Here is a 20355-nt window from a genome sequence, read left to right on the forward strand (position 1 = left end):
AGGGTGCGAACGTCGGGGCGATGTGCGGGTGGGAATACCCCAGGAGGGTACTCGGTTGACCCGAAGGAGTGAGCGGGACGACCCGCTCCATCTGTGCGGGGCTTCCATCCGCCGCCTGCACGGCATCGTCTTTCCGAGGAGGAGAGCAATGAGCGCTTCGCACCACGAGGGCACCGCACACGCCGCGTCGCATCACGAGTCGGACGGCTCCGCACCCATGCACGCGGCGCACGAGGGCCACGACGATCACCCGGGTCACGGCGACCACGCAGGTCACGACGACCACGCAGGTCACGGGGGTCACGACGACCACGCAGGTCACGGGGGTCACGGCGACCACGTCGCACAGTTCCGGCGGCTGTTCTGGATCATGCTCGTCCTCGCCGTCCCGACCGTCGCGCTTTCCGGCATGTTCGCGATGATCCTCGGATACACGCTCCCCGACGTGCCGGGCCTGGCATGGGTCTCGCCCGTGCTCGGAACCGTGATGTACGTGTGGGGCGGCAAGCCCTTCCTCGTCGGGGCCGTCAGTGAGATCAGAGCCCGTACGCCCGGCATGATGCTGCTCATCGGTCTGGCGATCACGGTGGCCTTCCTCGCGTCGTGGGGAGCGAGTCTCGGCATCCTCCACCATGAGCTCGACTTCTGGTGGGAGCTGGCGCTCCTCATCGTGATCATGCTGCTCGGGCACTGGATCGAGATGCGCTCGCTCGCGCAGACCACCTCTGCTCTCGACTCGCTCGCCGCGCTCCTGCCGGACGAGGCCGAGCGCGTGGAAGCCGGGCAGGTCGTCATCGTCTCACCCGCAGACCTCGCGGTCGGCGACGTCGTGGTCGTGCGACCGGGCGGAAGCGTGCCCGCGGATGGGCGCATCGTCGACGGCCGGGCGTCCATGGACGAGTCGATGGTCACGGGGGAGTCGCGCACGGTCGCGCGAGGCATCGGCGACCAGGTCACCGCCGGCACGGTGGCCACCGACTCTGGGCTCCGCGTCGAGATCACCGCCACCGGGGACGACACCACGCTCGCCGGCATCCAGCGCCTGGTGACCGAGGCGCAGAGCTCCTCCTCGCGCGCGCAGCGCCTCGCCGACACCGCGGCGGGGTGGCTGTTCTGGTTCGCGCTCGGGTCCGCGGCGATCACCGCGATCGTGTGGAGCCTGGTCGGGTTGCCCGATGCGGCCGTGATCCGTACCATCACCGTGCTCGTGATCGCCTGCCCGCACGCACTCGGGCTGGCGATTCCGCTGGTCGTGTCGATCGCCACCGAGCGTGCGGCCCGCGGAGGAGTGCTGGTCAAGGACCGCCTGGCGCTGGAGAGCATGCGCACCGTCGACACCGTGCTGTTCGACAAGACCGGGACGCTCACCAAGGGCGAGCCGGTCGTGTCCGAGGTGTCCGTGTCCGGGGAGCACGACGGCGATCGAGTGCTGGCGCTCGCCGCCGCTGCCGAGGCTGACAGCGAGCACCCTCTCGCGAAGGCGATCGTCCGCGCCGCCGCCGCGAAGAACCTGTCCGTTCCGGAGAGCCGCGACTTCACGTCGTCACCGGCGGTCGGGGTCACGGCGACCGTCGAAGGGACGACTGTGCGCGTCGGCGGCCCGCATTTGCTCGCCGAGGAGCACGCGGATGAGCTCGCCGTCGCCGAGGGGTGGCGCGGGGACGGGGCCATCATCCTGCACGTGGTTCAGGACGGTCACGTCATCGGGGCGTTGAAACTCGCCGACGAGGTGCGGCCGGAGTCCCGCGAGGCCGTCGACGCACTGCACGCACTCGGTGTGCAGGTCGTCATGATCACGGGCGACGCCGAGGCCGTCGCGCAGACGGTCGCGGCAGATCTCGGTATCGACCGATTCTTCGCCGGCGTGCGCCCCGAGGACAAGGCAGCGAAGGTGCAGGAGCTGCAGCACGAGGGGCGCAAGGTCGCGATGGTCGGTGACGGCGTCAACGATGCACCCGCGCTCGCACAGGCCGACGTGGGTCTGGCGATCGGTGCCGGCACCGATGTCGCGATCGCCTCGGCCGGGGTGATCCTCGCCGGCGACGACCCGCGTTCCGTGCTCTCGGTGATCGAACTCTCGCGCGCCGCGTACCGCAAGATGAAGCAGAATCTGTGGTGGGCGGCGGGGTACAACCTGCTCTCGGTGCCACTCGCGGCCGGCGTTCTGGCACCCATCGGCTTCGTGCTGCCGATGTCGGTCGGAGCGGTCCTGATGTCGCTGTCGACCATCGTCGTGGCGCTCAACGCCCAGCTGCTGCGGCGCCTGGACCTGCGCCCGGAGGTGACGACCCGCGCCATCCTCGATCGGTGACCGCCTGAGGTGGGCGTCGCCGACATTGCGCCACGGTTCCCCCTTCAAGAGCCTCCTCGGTGGATGAGAGGTCGTCGCTTCTGGCCGAAGGTCGTATGGCGCGACGCTGACGAGCTTGCGATAGTGGTCGGCACACGACCAGCGACGAGGATCGAGCGTGTCGCCGGCGTGAAGCCACGCGATGCGAAAGGTTCCGGACATGAGTGCTCCCTCCAGCGACGACCAGCCGATGTTCACAAGGCCGGGGGAGGCGACGCTCACATCGCGTCACGTCATTCCCACGACAGAGTCTCTTCCCGATACGGCGAAGCAGATCGTGGAGGACGAGACGATCCTCGACGGCAATGCGCGGTTGAACCTCGCGACGTTCGTGAGTACCTGGATGGACGACGACGCCAAACAGGTGTACGCGGCGTCATTCGACAAGAACATGATCGACAAGGACGAGTACCCGCAGACGGCGGCGATCGAGGACAACTGCTGGCACATGCTGGCGAATCTCTGGAACGCTCCGGATGCGGAGAAGAGCATCGGCACCTCGACCATCGGCTCGTCCGAGGCGTGCATGCTCGGCGGCCTCGCGTTCAAGCGGCGGTGGCAGCAGGCGAGGCGCGCCGCGGGGAAGGACGCGTCGTCGCCGAACCTCGTGATGTCCTCGGCGGTGCAGGTGTGCTGGGAGAAGTTCTGCAACTACTTCGATGTCGAGCCGCGGTACGTGCCGATCAGTGCGGAGCACAAGACGCTCGACGGGCATGACCTGGCGAAGTACGTCGACGAGAACACGATCGGCGTCGTCGCGATCATGGGCGTGACGTACACCGGGATGTACGAGCCCGTGGCCGAGATCGCTGCGGCGCTGGACGAGATCCAGAAGAGCACCGGGCTCGACATCCCCATCCATGTCGATGGCGCGTCCGGAGCGATGATCGCGCCGTTCCTGCAGCCGGACCTGGTGTGGGACTTCCGTCTCGACCGGGTGCACTCGATCAGCACGTCGGGTCACAAGTACGGTCTCGTCTACCCGGGGCTCGGATGGGTGGTCTGGCGCGACGCGCAGTGGCTGCCGGAGGACCTGGTGTTCCAGGTCAGCTATCTCGGCGGGGAGATGCCCACGTTCGCCTTGAACTTCTCGCGACCCGGTGCGCAGGTGGTGCTCCAGTACTACCTGTTCCTGCGCCTGGGGTTCGAGGGGTACCGCGCCGTGCAGCAGGCGTCGCAGGACGTCGCGAAGTTCCTCTCCGCCGGCATCGCGAGACTCGACGCGTTCGAGCTCTGGAACGACGGCAGCGACATCCCGGTGTTCGCCTGGCGTCTGAAAGACGGGCACACGAAGAACTGGACGCTCTACCATCTGCAGGATCGGTTGCGGATGAAGGGCTGGCTGATTCCGGCGTATCCGATGCCCGCGGATCTCGAGCAGATCACGGTGCAGCGCATCGTAGTCCGCAACGGACTGAGCATGGACCTCGCTGCCGAGCTGCTCCAGGCCATCGAGACCGAGGTCGCGTACCTCGACGCACTCGAGTCGCCGATGCCGACCGAGAAGCCCCAGTCGGCCTTCCACCACTGAGCCGACGATGTCCACCTCGAACACGGGGGCCACCCCCGAACCGAAATCCGCCCCTCAGATCTCGGCCGCTACGCAGGTGTCGCGGCCCGCCGTCGCCATCCTCGGCGTCGGACAGCTCGCCCTGCTCACCCTCGTCGTCGTCGCCAGCCTGCGCTCGCTGCCGGCGATGGCGACGTACGGCCTCGGCAGCATCATGCTGTACCTGATTCCGGCGATCGTCTTCCTGGTGCCGACCGCGCTCGTGGCGGCGGAGCTCGCGACCGGATGGAAGGGCGGCATCTACGTATGGGTACGTGAGGCCCTCGGCAACCGCTGGGGCTTCACGGCGGTGTGGCTGCAGTGGATCCAGAATGTCGTCTGGTTCCCCACCCAGCTCGCCTTCATCGCGGGAGCGCTCGCCTTCGTCTTCGTCGACCCGTCGTTGTCGAGCTCCGGCTTCTTCACCGCCGTGGTGATCATCGTCTTCTACTGGGGTGCGACGTTCGTCACGCTGCGCGGCGGCAACCTCTTCGCCAAGCTCGGCTCCTGGGGCGGCATCCTCGGTACGCTGCTCCCAGCGGCCCTCCTGATCGTGTTCGGGGCGATCTGGGTGTTCAGCGGCGAGAAGAGCCAGGTGCCGCTCGAAGCGTCGGCGATCATCCCTCCGTTCACCGGCTTGGCATCGATCGTGCTGATCGTGTCGAATGTGCTGGCCTACGCGGGCATGGAGGTCAACGCCGTGCACGTGAACCAGATGAAGGATCCCGGCAAAGGCTTTCCACGCTCGGTGTTCCTCGCCGCCGGTCTGATCCTGCTCGTGTTCATCCTCCCGACGTTGGCGATCTCGGTCGCGGTCCCATCGAAGGAGCTCGGGCTCACCAACGGCATCATGCTCGCATTCGGGGTCTACTTCGACCACTGGGGAATGGGCTGGGCGACGGCCGTCGTATCGGCGCTCATCGCCGCCGGTGCCCTCGCTTCGGTGATCACCTGGGTCGCCGGCCCTTCCAAGGGAGTGCTCGCCGCTGCGGAGACGGGCCTGCTCCCGCCGATGCTGCAGAAGCGCAACAAGGCCGGAGTGCAGTCGGGCATCCTGATGCTCCAGGGAACGATCGTCACGATCCTCGCGGCGATCTTCATCGTCGTTCCCAACGTCAGCGCGGCCTTCGTGGCCTTGATCGACATGGCCGCGGCGCTGTACCTGATCATGTACATGCTCATGTTCGCGTCCGCTATCGTGCTGCGTCGCAAGGAGCCGACGGTGCACCGTGCTTATCGTGTGGCCGCACTGCCGCTGGTGGCGGGGGTCGGATTCGTGGCGTGTCTCGCGGCCTTCCTTCTCGCCTTCATCCCTCCCGATGGATTCACCGCCTTCTCTCCTGCCGCGTACCCATGGATCGTCGGGGCGGTCATCGTGATCCTCGGTGGCCCTCCGCTGCTGTTCTACGCTCTGCGCAAGCCTGCGTGGGACCGTCGCCCCGCTGACGGCAGTCTCCTGAGCGATGCCCACCCTGAGGCGCCGGTTCCCCCGGGGCCGGGGCCGTCAACAGCGGCGAAGAACCGCTGAGCCGCTGGTCTCTGGGGGTGACCCGAGCATGGGAGCGGTGGCTCGTCAGTCCGCGCGCGGCGGAGCCACCGCCTCGGTCCTCGTGCTCGGGCGGGCCGGTGCTGCGGGAAGCACCGTGGAGGGGCCGCTCAGGGCGCGGAGCGCGTAGAGGATCGTCGCGAGATCGACGAGCTCCTGGACTAGCGCACCGACGACGGCGGGGATGAGTCCGGTCATCGCCACGATCATGAGTCCGATGCTCAGTCCTATGCCGATCCAGATCGCGGTGAGCGCGACCCGCAGGGTGTGACGGCCGATCGCGACGGCGTCGACGAGCTTCGCCAGCGAGTCGACCAGGATCACGACATCAGCGGCGTCCCCGGCCGCGGTCGCGCCCTTCGCCCCCATGGCCACGCCGATGTCGGCGGCGGCGAGTACGGGGGCGTCGTTGACGCCGTCGCCGACCATCATGACCGGGCGCGGTTGCAGCTCAGCGGCGAGCGCGACCTTCTCGGGAGGGAGCAGCTCGGCATGGATCTCGGAGATGCCCACCTGGTGGGCCACCGACTCCGCCGTCGGGCCGACGTCGCCCGTGAGCATGACCACGCGGTCCACCTCGTGCGTGCGCAGCCACGAGACGACGGCCGCGGCTTCGGGCCTCGGGTGGTCGGCGAGCACCAGCACCCCGGCGAAGCGTCCGTCCACCGCGACGTAGGCCGCGGCCTGGCTCAGCTCCAGCGTCGCCCGCACGGTGTCGGGCGCGAGTGCGGCCACGTAGGCCGGTTTGCCGACCACGACCGATCGGCCGTCGATCTCGGCGACGACGCCGTTCGTGGCCTCCTCCCGGGCTTCGGAAGCGCTGCGGAGCGCGAGTCCGCGCGCGTGCGCAGCGCGACGGATGCCTTCGGCGAGCACGTGCGTCGAGTACTGCTCCGCAGAGGCGGCGAGCTGCAGGATCTCATCCTCGTCGAAGCCCTCCGCCGGGCGGATGGCGACGAGTTCGGGTCGTCCCTGCGTGAGCGTGCCGGTCTTGTCGAACGCGGCCGAGCGCACGCGGGCGATCTGTTCGATCACGGCGCCGCCCTTCATGATCACCCCGGTCTTCGCCGCGCGGGAGAGGCCGCCGAGGAACGCGACCGGTGCGGCGATCAGGAGTGGGCACGGCGTGGCGAGCACGAGTACCTCGGCGAAGCGCGTCGCATCCCCGGAAAGGGCCCAGGCGGTTCCGGCCAGCACGAGCGAGACCGCGGTGAACGGGATGGCGAAGCGGTCCGCGAGTCGTACGACGGGGGCATGGGAGTCTTCCGCCGCATGCACGAGCGCGACGATCTGCTGGTACTGACTGTCCGAACTCGTGCGCACGGCTCTGATCCGCACGGCCCGACTTCCGTTGATGGCGCCGGACAGCACCTCGCCCCCGGACTCGCGGGTCACGGGCATGCTCTCGCCGGTCAGCGAGGACTCATCGAAAGTCCCGGTCTCGGTGAGCAGCTCGCCGTCGACGGGCACGATCTCCGCCGGACGCACGAGCAGAACGTCGCCGATGGCCACCTCGTCGACGGGCAGATCCCTGACCTCATCCGAATCCGCGGACTGCGGGCGCAGGAGCACGTGCGCGATGCGCGGAGAGCGATCCAGCAGGGCGGACAGGTCACGCTTCGCACGGCGCCCGGCGAAGTCCTCGAGAGCCTCTCCGCCGGAGAGCATCAGCACGATGATGAGCGAGGCGATGTACTCCCCGACGGCGAGAGTCGCCACCATCGCCACCACGGCGAGGATGTCCAGCCCGACGTGACCGCGGAGCACATCGCGCACCATCCCGACGAGGGTCCAGACGACGAACGCCGCCACGTAGCCGGTGGCGATCCATCGACCGGCGACCGTGGCGTCGATGGCGTGGAGTACCAGCACGCCGACGAACACGAGAACGGTGGTGGTGATGGCCGGGTAGCGCCACAGCAGGCGGAGAAACCTCATGCCCCAGCTTCCCGCGAATCGGTACGCAGTACCAGCGGGAGACGGCGTGCCCCGGCGAATCCCATGGAATCCCTGTGAGTCCTCTGAGGTACATCGTTCCTTAGAGCTGTCTCAGAGCCGAGTCCGCACCATGGCCTCATGACCACGCTGACGACGCGACCCCGAGCCTCCGTCCCTCCGAAGGCCGGAGCCTCGAAGCACACGAGCCGTCGCCGTGCGCGGGCATGGCGGGTGGGAGCGATCACCGTCATCTGGGCGACCAGCCTCTTCGTGGTGGCGCTCTGGGTATCCGGGGGAGGCGTCGCCGCCGTCCTAGGACTCGACGGCGAGACCGTGACCACGCTGGGGCGATTGACCGGTCTGGTCGCTTCGAATCTGCTGCTGTACCAGGTGCTGCTCATGGCGCGTGTGCCGCTCTTCGAACGCGGATTCGGTCGTGATGGCATCACGCGCATGCATCGCTTCGTCGGGTTCTGGTCGTTCTGGTTGATGGGCGCGCACATCGCCCTGCTCGCCCTGGGCTACGCGATCACGGCCGGCATCAATCCGGTCGTCCAGCTGTGGGGGTTCATCTGGGACTACCCGGGTATGCTCCTAGCCGCGGCGGGCACGCTGCTGATCCTGCTCGTCGTGATCACCTCGATCCGCCGTGCTCGTCGGCGTCTGCGCTACGAATCGTGGCACCTCCTGCACCTCTACGCCTATCTGGGCGTGGGGCTGGCACTCCCGCACCAGCTGTGGACGGGCGCGGACTTCCTCTCCTCGCCACTCGCCACCCTGTACTGGTGGTCGATCTGGGCGCTCGCTGCGGCGTCCGTCCTGGTCTTCCGGATCGGCATGCCGCTGCTGCGCTCCACCCGTCATGGCCTGCGTGTGGCGAGCGTCGAGCCGGACGGAGCGCGGGGAGTGACCGTGCGGGTCGCCGGACGCGACCTCTCGTCGCTGGGCGCCCGCGCCGGGCAGTTCTTCGTCTGGCGCTTCCTCGACGGGCCGGGGTGGACGCGCGGGCATCCCTTCTCCCTGTCCGCTGCACCGGGGCGAGAGCTCACCCTGACGGCCCGCGTGGTCGGTGACGGCACGCGCCGCCTCGCGGGGCTCGCACCGGGCACTCGGGTGATCGTCGAGGGGCCCTACGGGGAGATGACGGGGGAGCGCCGCACCGGGACGAAGCTGCTCATGATCGGTGCGGGAGCGGGGGTCGCGCCCCTTGTCTCCCTCTTGGAGGCCGAGGAGTACGCGCCGCGGGACGCCATCCTGCTCACGCGGGACTCGGTCGCCGAGGATGCCCTTCGTCAGAGTGCGATCGCTGACCTCGTCTCCCGTCGCGGGGTGCGGTATCTGCCGTTCGTCGGGCCGCGCTCGTCGGGCCCGTCGGGTTGGATCGCGGCCAGCCACAGCGCCTGGGCCGGACCCGATCTCCTCCGCCACCTCGTCCCCGACCCCGAGGCCTATGACGTCTTCATCTGCGGAACGGCGGCGTGGATGAAGGACCTCACGCGCGACCTCGAGAGCGCCGGGTTCCCTCCGCACCGTCTCCACTCCGAGTCCTTCACGATCTGACCAGGGAGAACACCATGAAGAAGATCCTGTATGCCGTGCTCGCGACCGTCAGCGGCCTCGTGCTCCTGTTCAGCTATCGCACGTCGCTCGACGCGGTGGCGCCGCAGGACACCGCTCCGGCGGCGACGGGATCCGTGGGCAGCTCGGGGACGCCGACTTCGGGCTCGACCTCCGGGACGGCCGCCCCCGGCACAGCCTCGGCCACCGGGCTCGTCGACGGCACCTACACGGGCCAGTCGTCGCAGACGCGGTATGGCCCGGTACAGGTGCAGATCACGGTCTCGGGCGGTCAGATCAGCGACGTGCAGGCGATCCACTATCCCGACAGCAACGGCAGGGACCGCCAGATCAACGGCACAGCGATCCCGCGTCTCGTATCGGAGACATTGCAGTCGCAGAGTGCGCAGATCCAGATGGTGTCCGGCGCGACATACACGAGCGACGGCTACCTGTCGTCGTTGCAGAACGCGATCGATCAGGCGCAGAGCTGATGCGCGCGGCACATCGACAGACGCGGGTCTGGGTCGAGGAGATCATGGGCATCCCGATGAGCGTCCAGCTGATCTCCGCGGGGGAGCGGGATGAGCCGACGACCGAACGTGCGGTCAGAGCGTGCTTCGACGAGCTGCACGAGATCGACCGTGTCTTCTCGACCTATCGGCCGGATTCCGACATCAACCGCATCCGTCGGGGAGAGGTGGCGCTCGCCGATGCGGACCCCCGGGTGGGGGTGGCCGCTGCGGCCTGCGAACGTGCGGAACAGGCGACCGGTGGATTGTTCTCGGGACACTGGCAGGGGTGGTTCGACCCGACGGGCTGGGTGAAGGGGTGGGCCGTGGAGGAGGCAAGTCGTCGACACCTCGCTCCGCTGCTGTCCTCGGCACTCGCGGTCGGGATCAATGCCGGCGGAGACCTGCAGCTCTTCACCGCGGCGGGAGCCGATTGGCGCTGGCACGTGGGGATCGCCGATCCGCACGACCGAGGTCGGATGATCGCGACCCTTGACATCGCCGACGGCGCCGTCGCCACGTCGGGCACCGCCGAGCGCGGCCTGCACATCCTCGACCCCCGGACGGGTGAGCCTGCGACCGGGGTCGCGTCGGCCACGATCGTCGCCGATGGGCTCGCTCAGGCGGATGTCTGGGCGACCGCAGCCGTCGTCGCCGGACGCACGGACCACTCGTGGATCGGGCCGTCGGCAACACGGACCGGCATCGTCGTGGATGACGACGGAGCCGTGACGCGCTGGCTCGGTTCGACGGTGATCGATGTGTGCGAGGTCAGCGGATCGCAGGCAGCGTGAGGAGGAAGGTCGTACCGTTCGAGCTCGAGCGCTCGACCTCGATCGAGCCGCCCGCCCGGCGCGCGACGTCGCGCACGAGTGAGAGTCCGAGACCGAAGCCGCGGGGTCGACCGCTCTCGGCGGGCCGGGCGAACCGCTCGAAGATCTGATCCGGGGGGATCCCCTCGATCCCGGTCCCCTCGTCGATGACACGCACGGTGACATCGCGGGCAGCACGCCCGATGCGGACCGTGACCGATCCTCCGGACGGCGAGTGCTGCACGGCGTTGTCGAGCAGGGCCACGAGGATGCGCACCAGTGTCACCGCCGGGATCCGGGCCACGGCGTCGGCCTCGGCGTCCACAGCGAGAGTCACGGCCGATTCGCTCGCGATCGTCGACAGCGAGGCGACGGCCGTGGAGGCCGCGTGTGCCACGTCGGCCTCACCTTCGGCGTGGGACTCGCCCTCGGCCGAGATGAGCAGATCGTTCAGCACGTCGCCCAGGGAGTCGGCGTCGCGACGCAGCTCGACCAGGCCCGGCCCGATGCCGTCCCCCCGTTCGAGACGGCGTTGCATCACCTGGATGCGGCTGGTCAGCGTCGTCAACGGCGTGCGCAGCTCGTGGCTCGCGTCGGCGACGAAGTTGCGCTGGCGGCGCAGCGCCTCGCCGAGGGGCCGCACCGAACGGCGCGCAGCGATGGCGGCGACAAGACCCAGCAGCACGACGCCGATGACTCCCAACACGATCACGGTCGGCACGACCACGTCGATGTCGACGATGAAGTCATCGCGGGTACCGCCGGGACCGTCGAACCATCCGCCGCCGTGCTCCTCGCCTTCGCGGCGCGACGTGGCGAGGATCACCGCGATGAGGATCCCGATCCCCATCGCGACGATCACGCCCGATGCCACTCCCACCCACAGCCCGATCGACAACGCCGCTCGACGGACCTGCGCCGCGTCGTCGCTCATGCGGGAGTCCCCGCTCGATAGCCGCGTGCACGGATCGTCTCGATCACGTCGGGGGTCGTCTTCCGCCGCACGTAGTGCACGTAGGTGTCGACCGAGCTCGTCGTGTCGCCTTCGTGGAATACGGCACGGAGGATCTCCTCCCGGGAGAACACGTGCTCGGGACTGTCCGTCAGCAGCTCCAGGAGCGCGCTCTCGGTCGCGGTCAACGCCACGCGGAATCCCGAGGGGTCGTAGACCGCCTGGGCAGCGGGGACGAAGACCCACTCACCCAACGGTCTGCGCGTGCCCTCCGCGCGGAAGGCTCTCCGCAGCGCTCGAAGGCGGGCGAGCAGCTCGTCGTAGTCGAACGGCTTCACCAGGTAGTCGTTCGCACCGCCGTCGAGACCCGTCACGCGGTCGTCGACCGTGCCGAGCGCCGTGAGCATCAGGACGGGCGTCGTGATGTGCGCCGTTCGCACGGCGCGCACGAAGGCGATGCCGTCCATGCCGGGCAGACGCCTGTCGACGACCATCGCGTCGTAGCGCCTGCTCAGCGCGAGCCGCAGGGCACTCTCGCCATCCGAGGCATGATCCACGTCGTACACGTCGCCCAGCACTTCGACCGTCAAGGCAGCGATCTCCGCATCGTCTTCCACGTAGAGGAGCGATCCGCGCGGCGCATCGGTCGGGTTCATGGCGGCCGTCCTCGGGAATCGTCCGTGATCTAGGTGATCAGAGTACGCCCGCCTCCGCCTCCTGATGCTCGCGGCGTCCCCGTGCGTTGCGTCGGGCGAGGATCACTCCACCCAGGATCGCGGCGACGAAGGATCCGACGAGCACTCCGATCTTCACATGCTCGTCCGCCACGGAACTCGACCCGTAGGCGAGTTCTCCCACGAGCAGGGAGACGGTGAAGCCGATTCCGGCGAGGAAGGCCATACCTGTCAGATCCGGCCAGCGCAGCGTCTCGTCGAGCCGCAGTGCGGGGAATCGGCTCAGCAGGAAGGTCGTGACGAGGATGCCGATCGGCTTGCCGGCGACGAGTCCGACGACGATCCCGATCGTGATCGGGTCGGAGAACGCGGAGACGAGTCCGTCCCACCCGCCGACCGTGACGCCGGCGGCGAAGAAGGCGAAGACGGGAACGGCGAACAGCGTGGCCACGACGCTCCAGCGGTCGGCGAAGTGGGCGGCCATGCCGTCGTAGACGGGGAGGCCCTCATCGTCGCTGCCGGTGCGGACCCTGGCGCGTTCGGTCGCCGTGACGGGGACGACGAAACCGAGCAGCACACCCGCGACGGTCGCGTGCACACCGGATGCGTGGATGCACACCCACACGGCGATGGCGAGCGGGAGCAGCAGCCACCATGCGCGGACGCCCTTCGCGACGAGCGCGGCGAACCCGGCCAGCGGCAGCACGGCGAGGATCAGCCACGGGAAGCTGATCGAGTCGGTGTAGAACGTCGCGATGATGGTGATCGCGATCAGGTCGTCGATGATCGCCAGGGTCAGCAGGAACACACGCAGCGCCGGGGGGAGGAACTTGCCGACCACGGCGATCACCGCGACCGCGAACGCGATGTCGGTCGCGGTGGGGATCGCCCACCCGCGCAGCGCATCGGCTCCGCTGCCCGCGTTGATCAGGACGAAGATGAGCGCGGGCACCACGACGCCGCCCACAGCTGCGGCGATCGGCAGGGCGGCCCGGCGCGGGTCGCGCAGACGCCCGGCGACGAACTCCTCCTTCAGCTCGAGGCCGACGACGAAGAAGAAGATCGCCAGAAGCCCATCGGCCGCCCACGCGCCGATGCTGAGCTCGAGGTGCAGCTCGGGGATGCCGAACGTGAAGTCGCGCACGGACTCGTACCAGGAGGCGGCAGGACTGTTGGCCAGGATCAGGGCCGCGAACGTCGCCGCCAGCAGGAGGGAGCCGCCCAGGACGTCGCTGCGGGCGTTGGAGCGGATGCCTTGCCACAGCGCATGCGGGGCGAGGGAGAAACGGGCAGGTGATGAATTCGGGGACACGGAAAGACCTCACGCGAGAAGGGGTGAATGGCGCAGAAGACCACCGCCCCGTTCGAGGCGTGGTCTAGTTCCGTGGCGGCGGGCAGCCGGCGATCTCGCCGTGCGAGAGCGTGCCCCACACACTGGTCCACCCGTTCGTGCCCGGGTGCAGGATGACCCGCATCCATTCCCTCATCGGGGTCGCCGAGCGAAGACGGTGCGGGGCACGCGTCGAGCCGGCGATCGAGAGGAGGGGCACGCGTCCAGCCTAGCCGTGCGCTGCTGAGATCTATCTGCGCTCCGCGGAGACCACACCTACCCGAATCCCACTTAGCTAACTAAGCTAGCGATCATGGAACGGTACGTGCGCCTGCGGTGGCTCGGGCTCGTCTTCATCAGCATCGCGGTCTCGCTGATCATCGTCGACTCGACGATCGTCAACGTGGCGATCCCTGCGATCGTGGAGGACCTCGGCATCACCTCGACCGAGGTGCAGTGGGTGCAGGAGTCGTACACCCTCGTCTTCGCCTCCCTGCTGCTGGTGTTCGGCAGCCTCGCCGATCGCTTCGGCCGGCGGCGGGTGATGCTCATCGGCGTCGTCGTGTTCGCCCTGTCTTCGGTGTTCGCGGCGCTGTCGCCGGACGGGGGGATGCTGATCCTCGCGCGTCTGGCCCAGGGCGTCGGTGGAGCGATGATCCTGCCCACGACGCTCTCGATCATCAATGCGACCTTCCGAGGACGCGAGCGAGGGATCGCCTTCGCCGTGTGGGGGTCGACGATCGGTGGCATGGCTGCTGTCGGCCCTCTCCTGGGCGGGTGGCTCACGACCGCGTATTCGTGGCGGTGGGCCTTCGGGATCAACATCCCCGTCGGCATCATCATCGTGATCGGCGTGCTGCTGACGGTGGCGGAATCTCGCAGCGATCGCATCAGCAGAGTCGACGTCGTCGGCGCCGCGCTCTCCATCGTGGCGATGGGGAGCCTCGTGTTCGGCCTCATCGAGGGGCGGACCTACGGCTGGTGGCTCATCGATACGCGTCCGCAGATCGGCGACTGGGCGTGGCCGTGGGAGCTGTCGCCGATACCCCTGCTCTTCGCGGTCGCCGTCATCGCCGTCATCGGGTTCATCCTCTGGGGCCGCTACCGCGAGCGCGCGGGAAAGTCGACACTGCTGGCGCTGCGGCTGTTCTCGATTTCCTCCTTCCGCAACGGCAACATCGCGGCGGCGGTGGTGTCGTTGGGGGAGTTCGGCATCATCCTCGCGCTCCCGCTCTGGCTGCAGTTCGTCCTCGGATTCGAAGCGGTGCAGACCGGATTGCTCCTGCTGGCGCTGGCGGGTGGCTCGTTCCTCGCCAGCGGTGTCGCCGGCGCCGCGAGCGGGAAGATCGCTCCGGTGTGGGTGGTGCGTGTGGGCCTCATCGCGGAGATCGTCGGTGTCGCGGGGGTGGGGTTCGTGATCGGGCCCGACGCCTCGTGGGGACCGCTCATCCCGTTCCTGTTCGTCTACGGGCTCGGCGTGGGCCTTGCTACCGCGCAGCTGACAGGAGTCGTGCTCGCCGAGGTCCCGGTCGCGGACAGTGGGGCCGCATCCGGCACGCAGTCCACCTCGAGGCAGATCGGCGCCGCTCTCGGCGTCGCGGTGCTCGGCACGGTGCTGTTCACCAGCACGGCTGGAATCCTCGCTTCCTCGCTCGACGAGCGGGGCGTGCCCGCCGCGCAGCGTGACCAGATCGTCTCGGCCGTCGTGGACAGCGCGGGAGCGGCGATCAGCGGGCTCGAGGCGAACGCTGCGACGGCCGACGCGGCTGAGGATGCGAAGGCGGCATTCTCCGAGGGCACGCGCTATGCGGCGTGGACGGCCGCGGGGTTCCTCGCGCTCGGGCTGCTGGCGACCGTGTCCCTCGGATCGGCCACGGTGCGCGCCCGCCCCGAAGAGGCCGAGGTCTGAGGGACGCGACGGAGTTTCCTCGCCGTTCGACTTCGGGCGCTACATTCCATGCAGGTGCATTCCGACGTGTGCGCCGGTGAGGAAGCCATGGTCATCTCCCGCCCTGATCTCAGCGTGCTCGCTCGTGTGCGTGCCTCGTCGTCCCTGCTCGGGCCCAGTGAGTCGCGAGTCGCGGCGCTGATACTGGAGCGGCCGGCGGAGGTCGTCATGTGGTCGACGGCCGAACTCGCCCAGGCCGCGGGAACGTCGACGGCAACCGTGATCCGCGCATGCCAGAGCCTGGGCTTCCGAGGTTTCCAGCACCTCCGTCTGGAACTCGCTCGCTCGACGCCCCTGCGTCCCCGGGAAGACGATGTCACCTCCGACACCTTCGATGACGCCGTGGAAGCGGTGCGCCTCGTCCAAGACAGCGTGAATCCGGTGCTCCTTCAGGAGGCCGCGACGGCGCTGCGTCATGCCCGCCGCGTGGTGCTGGTCAGCAACGGGTTCTCCGGGCCGCCGCTGCAGGACTTCGCGATGCGTCTCAGCATCCTGGGGCGTCCGGTGGAGGCGCCCGTCGACCCGCTCGCCCAGCAGTTCGCCGTCAACAGCCTGACCGAGGACGACCTGTGCTTCGGGCTGAGCTACTCCGGTGCGAACGTCCAGACGCTCCGTGCCTGCGCTGCCGCTGCGGACCGCGGAGCACGCGTCGCCGTCGTCACCAGCTTCGCTCGTTCGCCCATCGGGCGCACCGCCGACATCGTCGTCGCGACGGGTCCTGCAGCCCTGACGCACGACGTCGACCCTTTCCTCGCGCGAATCGGACACACCGTCGTACTGCACGCGCTGCACTCTGCCCTCGCCAGCGATGTGGCCCCGTCGGACGCTGCGGGCATGCGTCACGTCGTCGCTGAAGCGATCGCCGAGGAGTAGCGCACCCGACCGTTCACCTCCCGGCCAGCCGGGCGTCATCGCCGGGTCAGCAGACGGTGACGTACCCCGACTGTAATGACGTTTCGTGTGGTTCGAAATACATGTAACGGCGGGACGGTCTCATGCTGGCGATTGACGTGGACGGGCTCTTCAACGTCCGGGCGAGTGACACCAGGAGGCCATGGCTGGTCCGCTCCGGTGCGCCCGAAGCGCTGAGCGAAGCGGGGGAGAAGCTCCTGATCGCGCTCGGGGTGAGCGTGATCGTCGACCTGCGCGAGCCCGCGGAGAGCGAAGCCGTCGTCCACGGCATCCCTTCGGCGTCCGTCCCGGTCTACGGCACCGAGCCCCCGGCCACGGGCACCCTCGAGGAGATCTACGAGGGGTTGCTGCGAAGCCGAGGGCGCGCGCTGACCGCGGCGGTCGGAGCCATCGCGGATGCCGAGGGTGCAGCCCTGGTCCACTGCACCGCCGGCAAGGACCGCACCGGCCTCGTCGTCGCGCTGGCGCGCTTCGCCGCGGGGGCGAGCGAGGGCGACGTGGTCGCGGACTACGTGCTCTCCGCACCACAGGTGCGTCCGGTGCGAGGGGAGCATGCCGAGCGCATCGCCGCCTCTGTCGAAGCCCGGGAACGCGCCGATGTTCTGCGCCTGCACCTGGAGAGCCCCCCGGAGGCCATCGTGCACGCGCTGGCGGTCATCCGCGAGTTCGGCGGGGCGGAGGAGTACCTCCGCGCACACGGTCTCCGCTCCGATCAGCTCGCGGCGCTGCGCCGCAAGGAAGGGGCGTCGGCATGAGTCGCGCGACCGGTCGGTTGACGGTGCTGCACCTCAGTGATGTCCATGCCATGAGCAGCGGCCTTCTGTACGACACCGTGGACGGGTTCGCTCGCCTGCGCGCCGTCGGCGCGTACCTGCGCGACGCCGGGATCACACCGGAGGCGGTCGTGGTCACCGGCGACCTGGTGCAGCGGGGGAACGCGGATGCCTATCCGGCACTGCGCGAGGCGTTCGACGAGCTCGCGGAGATCGCCGGTGTCCCGGTGCTCACCGCGCTCGGCAATCACGACGAGCCGGAGGCCGCGCGGGTGCTGCGCGGCCACGAGCAGACCCACCACAGAGTGCATATCGTCGACGAGCTCCGCTTCATCATCCTGGATTCGTCTCGCGGCGAGCTCGGAGTCGACCAGCGGGCGTGGCTCCGCGACGTGCTGCGCACTCCGCACGGCCTCGGCACGGTCGTCGCTGTTCACCATGCGCCGCTGGGCTCTCCGCTGCCGACACTGGCGAAGGCGGGGCTGCGGGACGCGGACGACTTCCTCGACGCCATGGCCGGCTCGGACGTGCGGGCGGTTCTGGCCGGGCACTTCCATCACCCGCTGTCCGCGACCCTGCGCGGCATCCCCGTCTTCGTCGGTCCCTCGCTGGCCTATCACCAGGTGATGGACGCCGGCCCGAACCGCGTCAGCGGCCACGACCTGGCGATGTTCTCCCTCGTGCATCTGCTGCCGGGCGGCGTCGCCGTCACCAACGTCGGGCTCGACTCGCCCGCACCGATCTTCTCCTCCGTCATCTCCACCTGAACCCTGATTGGACACCATGTCATTCCTTCGCAAGACCGCTCCCGTGGCACTGTTCGGCGTCGCCGCACTCGCCCTCGCCAGCTGCTCCTCGACGCCGGCTCCCGCCGCGACGCCCGAGGAGTCCGCCGCAGCCCTGGAGCCGGCGACCATCACGCTGTACACCTCCGAGCCGCAGGAGAAGGCCGATGAACTCGTCGCCGCCTTCAACGAGGTCCACCCCGAGATCACCGTCGAGGTGTTCCGCGCCGGCACCGGCGACCTGACCACTCGAGTCGCGACCGAGCAGGAGTCCGGTGGCATCCAGGCCGACGTCTTCCTCGCCGCCGACGCCGGCACCTTCGAGGGGTACGCCGCCGACGACCTGCTGCTGAAGTACACGCCGGCGGACGTGGACGCCCTGAATCCCGACGTCGTCGACCCCGAGGGCTTCTACACCGGCACCAGGATCATCCCGACCGTCATCGCGTACAACACCGGCATCATCACCGAGGCACCCGAGTCGTGGAAGGACCTCACCGACGCCGAGTACGCCGACAAGATCGTGATGCCGAACCCCGACGTGTCCGGAGCAGCGGCGTACAACGCCGCCGTGTGGCTGGACGACGACCAGCTGGGTGAGAAGTGGATGACGGCCCTGGCCGAGAACCGCCCGGTGATCGCCGACAGCAACGGTCCCGTGTCTCAGGCCGTCGCCACGGGCGCGCAGCCCGTCGGCATCGTGGTGGACTACCTGGTGCGCGAGCTCGCCGCACAGGGGTCGCCCATCGCCGTGTCGTACCCGAGCGAGGGCGTGCCGTACGTGTCCCAGCCGGTCGGCATCTTCGCCGACACCGACGAAGAGGCAGCATCCAAGGCGTTCGTCGACTTCCTGGTGAGCGCCGCCGGCCAGGAGCTCGCCGTCGAGCAGTCGTACCTGCCGGTGCGCTCCGACGTCGGCACGCCCGAGGGCGCCCCGTCGATGGATGACATCGAGATCCTCTCCCCGGACCTCGAGACCATCCGCAGCACGCAGGACGCTGCGGTCGAGACCTTCCGCTCGCTGTTCCTCTAAATGACCGAGATCTCCACTCTCGCCGCGGGTCCGGCATCGCGCCGGGCCCGCGGTGACGGGCGCCGGAGGCTCGACGGCGTCAGCATCCTCACCCTCGTCCTGTGGCTCGCGTGCGGCGCGTTCATCCTGCTCCCCATCGGCGCGATCCTCGTGCTGGCGAGCCGCGGGCAGCAGGCGGAGGTGCTCCTCCAGGGCGACGTCCTCGAAGCCGGAGCGAACAGCCTGCTCTCCGCCGGTGTGTCTGCGGTGCTGGCCGTCATCGTCGGCACTGTCTTCGCCGTGCTCCTGGACCGCACCGACCTGCCGGGGCGGTCTGCGCTTCGCCTGCTCGCTCTGAGCCCACTGCTCATGCCCCCGTTCGTCGGCGCCATCGCATGGCTCGGAGTCGCGGGCCCCACGAGTCCGCTGAACCTGTGGTGGCGAGACATCTTCGGCGGACCGCTCTGGTCGATCTACGGGGCGGACGGCGTCATCGCGCTGCTCACGATCCACAGCTATCCCATCGCCATGCTCATCGTCTCCGCGGCGTTGCGCCGTATCCCCACCGACCTGGAGCAGGCCGCGCGGGTCGGAGGCGCAGGTCCCGTGCGAGCGCTCACCTCGGTGACGATCCCTCTGCTGCGGCCGGCGCTGCTGTCATCGTTCGTATTGATCGCCGTCGGGAACCTCGCCGACTTCGGCATCCCGTCGATCATCGGCCTCCCTGAACGCTTCACCACCCTCGCAACCCTCGTCTACCGCTACCTGCAGTCGGGCACCGTCGAGGACCCGCTGGCCGTGGTCGCGACGATCGGCGTCGTCCTGTTGATCCTGGCGGTCCTCGCCCTCGTCGCCGACGCCATGGTCGGTCGGCGCGGGTGGGAGCTGGATTCGTCGAGCGCCGTCGTCGAACGCGTCTCCCTGGGCCGCGCCCGTGGGGGACTGGGGGTGGCGATGTGGCTCGTGGTGCTCCTCATCACGGTCCTCCCGCTCTTCGCCCTGCTCACGCAGACGCTGCTGCGTGCTCCCGGCGTGCCGCTCACCTGGGACAACCTCACCCTCGACCACCTCGTCCGCGCGCTCACCACGCGCAGCGCGCTGGAGGGGGCGGCGAACTCCGTGATGCTCGCGATCATGGCGGCCGTGATCTGCGGCGTCGTGGGTCTGGCCATCGGGCTGCTCGTGGCGCGGGTGCCGAGCCGAGCCAACCGAGCGCTGGGGGCCGTCGCCGTGGTGCCGCAGGCCGTCCCCGGCATCGTCATCGCGGTCGCATGGCTGGTGCTCGCGCCTGCGTTGGGGCTGTTCAACACGCCGTGGCTTATCCTCGCGGCCTACGTCACGTCGTTCACAGCGCTCGTCGTGCAGGCCGTCGCCGCTCCGCTCTCCTCGACACCGACCAGTGCGGAAGAGGCGGCGCGGATCGGCGGCGCGACACGGGTGCGCGCCCTGATCGACATCTCCTGTCGGATGGCGGCACCGGCCGCGCTCTCCGGCGCGGTGATCGTCGCGGTCACCGCCGTGCGCGAGCTCACGCTGTCGGTACTCCTGCTGTCGCCAGGGGCGCAGACCCTCGGCGTCGCGATCTTCAGCTTTCAGCAGGCGGGTGCCTTCAGCACCGCCGCCGCATGGTCGCTCATCGTGGCCGTGCTCGGACTCGCTGTCATCGGGTTCGCGATCCCGAAGACGAAGTAACAGAAAGGGTGCC

Annotated in this window: 17 protein-coding genes; 12 read left to right on the top strand and 5 right to left on the bottom strand. The window is 69.1% G+C overall.

Features of this window, described 5'->3' with window-relative positions; all coding sequences use genetic code 11:
• Positions 1-148: 148 nt before the first annotated feature.
• The 3 genes from F6W70_RS06300 (at position 149) to gadC (ending at position 5427) form a co-directional block, all read left to right on the top strand.
• Positions 149-2311, top strand: coding sequence for a heavy metal translocating P-type ATPase (locus tag F6W70_RS06300; RefSeq protein WP_151486182.1), 2163 nt, complete (start codon positions 149-151; stop codon positions 2309-2311).
• A gap of 199 nt (positions 2312-2510) precedes the next feature.
• Positions 2511-3881, top strand: a complete 1371-nt coding sequence (gene gad, locus F6W70_RS06305; protein WP_235563086.1) for a glutamate decarboxylase — start codon at positions 2511-2513, stop codon at positions 3879-3881.
• Between the two features lie 7 nt (positions 3882-3888).
• Positions 3889-5427: a glutamate/gamma-aminobutyrate antiporter GadC gene (gene gadC / locus F6W70_RS06310; RefSeq protein WP_318278817.1), complete on the top strand. Its 1539-nt coding sequence runs from the start codon at positions 3889-3891 to the stop codon at positions 5425-5427.
• 45 nt (positions 5428-5472) lie between these two features.
• Here the strand turns inward: gadC and F6W70_RS06315 are convergent, their stop codons facing one another.
• Positions 5473-7383 (bottom strand): heavy metal translocating P-type ATPase, encoded by a 1911-nt coding sequence (locus tag F6W70_RS06315; RefSeq protein ID WP_151486183.1) that lies wholly within the window; start codon positions 7381-7383, stop codon positions 5473-5475.
• A gap of 138 nt (positions 7384-7521) precedes the next feature.
• On the opposite strand from F6W70_RS06315, the gene F6W70_RS06320 reads away from it, so the two are divergent.
• The 3 genes from F6W70_RS06320 to F6W70_RS06330 are packed head-to-tail and all read left to right on the top strand — an operon-like array spanning position 7522 to position 10246.
• Positions 7522-8943: a ferredoxin reductase family protein gene (locus F6W70_RS06320; protein ID WP_318278818.1), complete on the top strand. Its 1422-nt coding sequence runs from the start codon at positions 7522-7524 to the stop codon at positions 8941-8943.
• Positions 8944-8957: 14 nt separating this feature from the next.
• Positions 8958-9434: an FMN-binding protein gene (locus F6W70_RS06325; RefSeq protein ID WP_151486184.1), complete on the top strand. Its 477-nt coding sequence runs from the start codon at positions 8958-8960 to the stop codon at positions 9432-9434.
• Positions 9434-10246 (top strand): FAD:protein FMN transferase, encoded by an 813-nt coding sequence (locus F6W70_RS06330; RefSeq protein ID WP_151486185.1) that lies wholly within the window; start codon positions 9434-9436, stop codon positions 10244-10246. Before F6W70_RS06325 ends, F6W70_RS06330 begins: the two co-directional genes overlap by 1 nt.
• Here the strand turns inward: F6W70_RS06330 and F6W70_RS06335 are convergent.
• From F6W70_RS06335 to F6W70_RS17785, 4 genes are all read right to left on the bottom strand, one after another.
• The gene (locus F6W70_RS06335) at positions 10224-11198 is read right to left on the bottom strand and encodes a sensor histidine kinase (protein WP_151486186.1); all 975 of its coding nucleotides are present in this window, start codon (positions 11196-11198) and stop codon (positions 10224-10226) included. The two genes, F6W70_RS06330 and F6W70_RS06335, sit on opposite strands and share 23 nt — an antisense overlap.
• The gene (locus F6W70_RS06340; RefSeq protein ID WP_151486187.1) at positions 11195-11872 is read right to left on the bottom strand and encodes a response regulator transcription factor; all 678 of its coding nucleotides are present in this window, start codon (positions 11870-11872) and stop codon (positions 11195-11197) included. Before F6W70_RS06340 ends, F6W70_RS06335 begins: the two co-directional genes overlap by 4 nt.
• Positions 11873-11909: 37 nt before the next feature.
• Positions 11910-13202 carry a Na+/H+ antiporter NhaA gene (gene nhaA / locus F6W70_RS06345; protein WP_151486188.1) on the bottom strand — a complete coding sequence of 431 codons (1293 nt, stop codon included), beginning with the start codon at positions 13200-13202 and terminating at the stop codon, positions 11910-11912.
• Positions 13203-13266: 64 nt separating this feature from the next.
• Positions 13267-13440: a hypothetical protein gene (locus F6W70_RS17785; RefSeq protein ID WP_017831028.1), complete on the bottom strand. Its 174-nt coding sequence runs from the start codon at positions 13438-13440 to the stop codon at positions 13267-13269.
• 93 nt (positions 13441-13533) lie between these two features.
• Between F6W70_RS17785 and F6W70_RS06350 the strand changes: the two genes are divergently transcribed.
• The 6 genes from F6W70_RS06350 (at position 13534) to F6W70_RS06375 (ending at position 20342) form a co-directional block, all read left to right on the top strand.
• On the top strand, positions 13534-15129 hold the full coding sequence (locus tag F6W70_RS06350) for a DHA2 family efflux MFS transporter permease subunit (protein ID WP_151486189.1): 1596 nt from the start codon (positions 13534-13536) through the stop codon (positions 15127-15129).
• Between the two features lie 87 nt (positions 15130-15216).
• Positions 15217-16041 carry a MurR/RpiR family transcriptional regulator gene (locus F6W70_RS06355; protein WP_151486190.1) on the top strand — a complete coding sequence of 275 codons (825 nt, stop codon included), beginning with the start codon at positions 15217-15219 and terminating at the stop codon, positions 16039-16041.
• 122 nt (positions 16042-16163) lie between these two features.
• Complete coding sequence (locus F6W70_RS06360; protein ID WP_151486191.1) at positions 16164-16835, top strand: tyrosine-protein phosphatase; 672 nt, start codon at positions 16164-16166, stop codon at positions 16833-16835.
• Positions 16832-17620: a metallophosphoesterase family protein gene (locus F6W70_RS06365; protein WP_055869024.1), complete on the top strand. Its 789-nt coding sequence runs from the start codon at positions 16832-16834 to the stop codon at positions 17618-17620. Before F6W70_RS06360 ends, F6W70_RS06365 begins: the two co-directional genes overlap by 4 nt.
• Positions 17621-17636: 16 nt before the next feature.
• Positions 17637-18671: an ABC transporter substrate-binding protein gene (locus F6W70_RS06370; RefSeq protein WP_141386420.1), complete on the top strand. Its 1035-nt coding sequence runs from the start codon at positions 17637-17639 to the stop codon at positions 18669-18671.
• The gene (locus F6W70_RS06375) at positions 18672-20342 is read left to right on the top strand and encodes an ABC transporter permease (protein ID WP_318278819.1); all 1671 of its coding nucleotides are present in this window, start codon (positions 18672-18674) and stop codon (positions 20340-20342) included.
• Positions 20343-20355 lie beyond the last annotated feature (13 nt).

It is taken from the genome of Microbacterium maritypicum, from assembly GCF_008868125.1.
GTDB lineage: Bacteria > Actinomycetota > Actinomycetes > Actinomycetales > Microbacteriaceae > Microbacterium > Microbacterium maritypicum.

What these genes read in the sequence shown, in the direction of transcription:
- F6W70_RS06300 (WP_151486182.1), top strand. Translation starts at nt 149, where the DNA reads ATGAGCGCTTCGCACCACGAGGGCACCGCACACGCCGCGTCGCATCAC.
- gad (WP_235563086.1), top strand. Translation starts at nt 2,511, where the DNA reads ATGAGTGCTCCCTCCAGCGACGACCAGCCGATGTTCACAAGGCCGGGG.
- gadC (WP_318278817.1), top strand. Translation starts at nt 3,889, where the DNA reads ATGTCCACCTCGAACACGGGGGCCACCCCCGAACCGAAATCCGCCCCT.
- F6W70_RS06315 (WP_151486183.1), bottom strand. Translation starts at nt 7,383, where the DNA reads ATGAGGTTTCTCCGCCTGCTGTGGCGCTACCCGGCCATCACCACCACC.
- F6W70_RS06320 (WP_318278818.1), top strand. Translation starts at nt 7,522, where the DNA reads ATGACCACGCTGACGACGCGACCCCGAGCCTCCGTCCCTCCGAAGGCC.
- F6W70_RS06325 (WP_151486184.1), top strand. Translation starts at nt 8,958, where the DNA reads ATGAAGAAGATCCTGTATGCCGTGCTCGCGACCGTCAGCGGCCTCGTG.
- F6W70_RS06330 (WP_151486185.1), top strand. Translation starts at nt 9,434, where the DNA reads ATGCGCGCGGCACATCGACAGACGCGGGTCTGGGTCGAGGAGATCATG.
- F6W70_RS06335 (WP_151486186.1), bottom strand. Translation starts at nt 11,198, where the DNA reads ATGAGCGACGACGCGGCGCAGGTCCGTCGAGCGGCGTTGTCGATCGGG.
- F6W70_RS06340 (WP_151486187.1), bottom strand. Translation starts at nt 11,872, where the DNA reads ATGAACCCGACCGATGCGCCGCGCGGATCGCTCCTCTACGTGGAAGAC.
- F6W70_RS06350 (WP_151486189.1), top strand. Translation starts at nt 13,534, where the DNA reads ATGGAACGGTACGTGCGCCTGCGGTGGCTCGGGCTCGTCTTCATCAGC.
- F6W70_RS06355 (WP_151486190.1), top strand. Translation starts at nt 15,217, where the DNA reads ATGGTCATCTCCCGCCCTGATCTCAGCGTGCTCGCTCGTGTGCGTGCC.
- F6W70_RS06360 (WP_151486191.1), top strand. Translation starts at nt 16,164, where the DNA reads ATGCTGGCGATTGACGTGGACGGGCTCTTCAACGTCCGGGCGAGTGAC.
- F6W70_RS06365 (WP_055869024.1), top strand. Translation starts at nt 16,832, where the DNA reads ATGAGTCGCGCGACCGGTCGGTTGACGGTGCTGCACCTCAGTGATGTC.
- F6W70_RS06370 (WP_141386420.1), top strand. Translation starts at nt 17,637, where the DNA reads ATGTCATTCCTTCGCAAGACCGCTCCCGTGGCACTGTTCGGCGTCGCC.
- F6W70_RS06375 (WP_318278819.1), top strand. Translation starts at nt 18,672, where the DNA reads ATGACCGAGATCTCCACTCTCGCCGCGGGTCCGGCATCGCGCCGGGCC.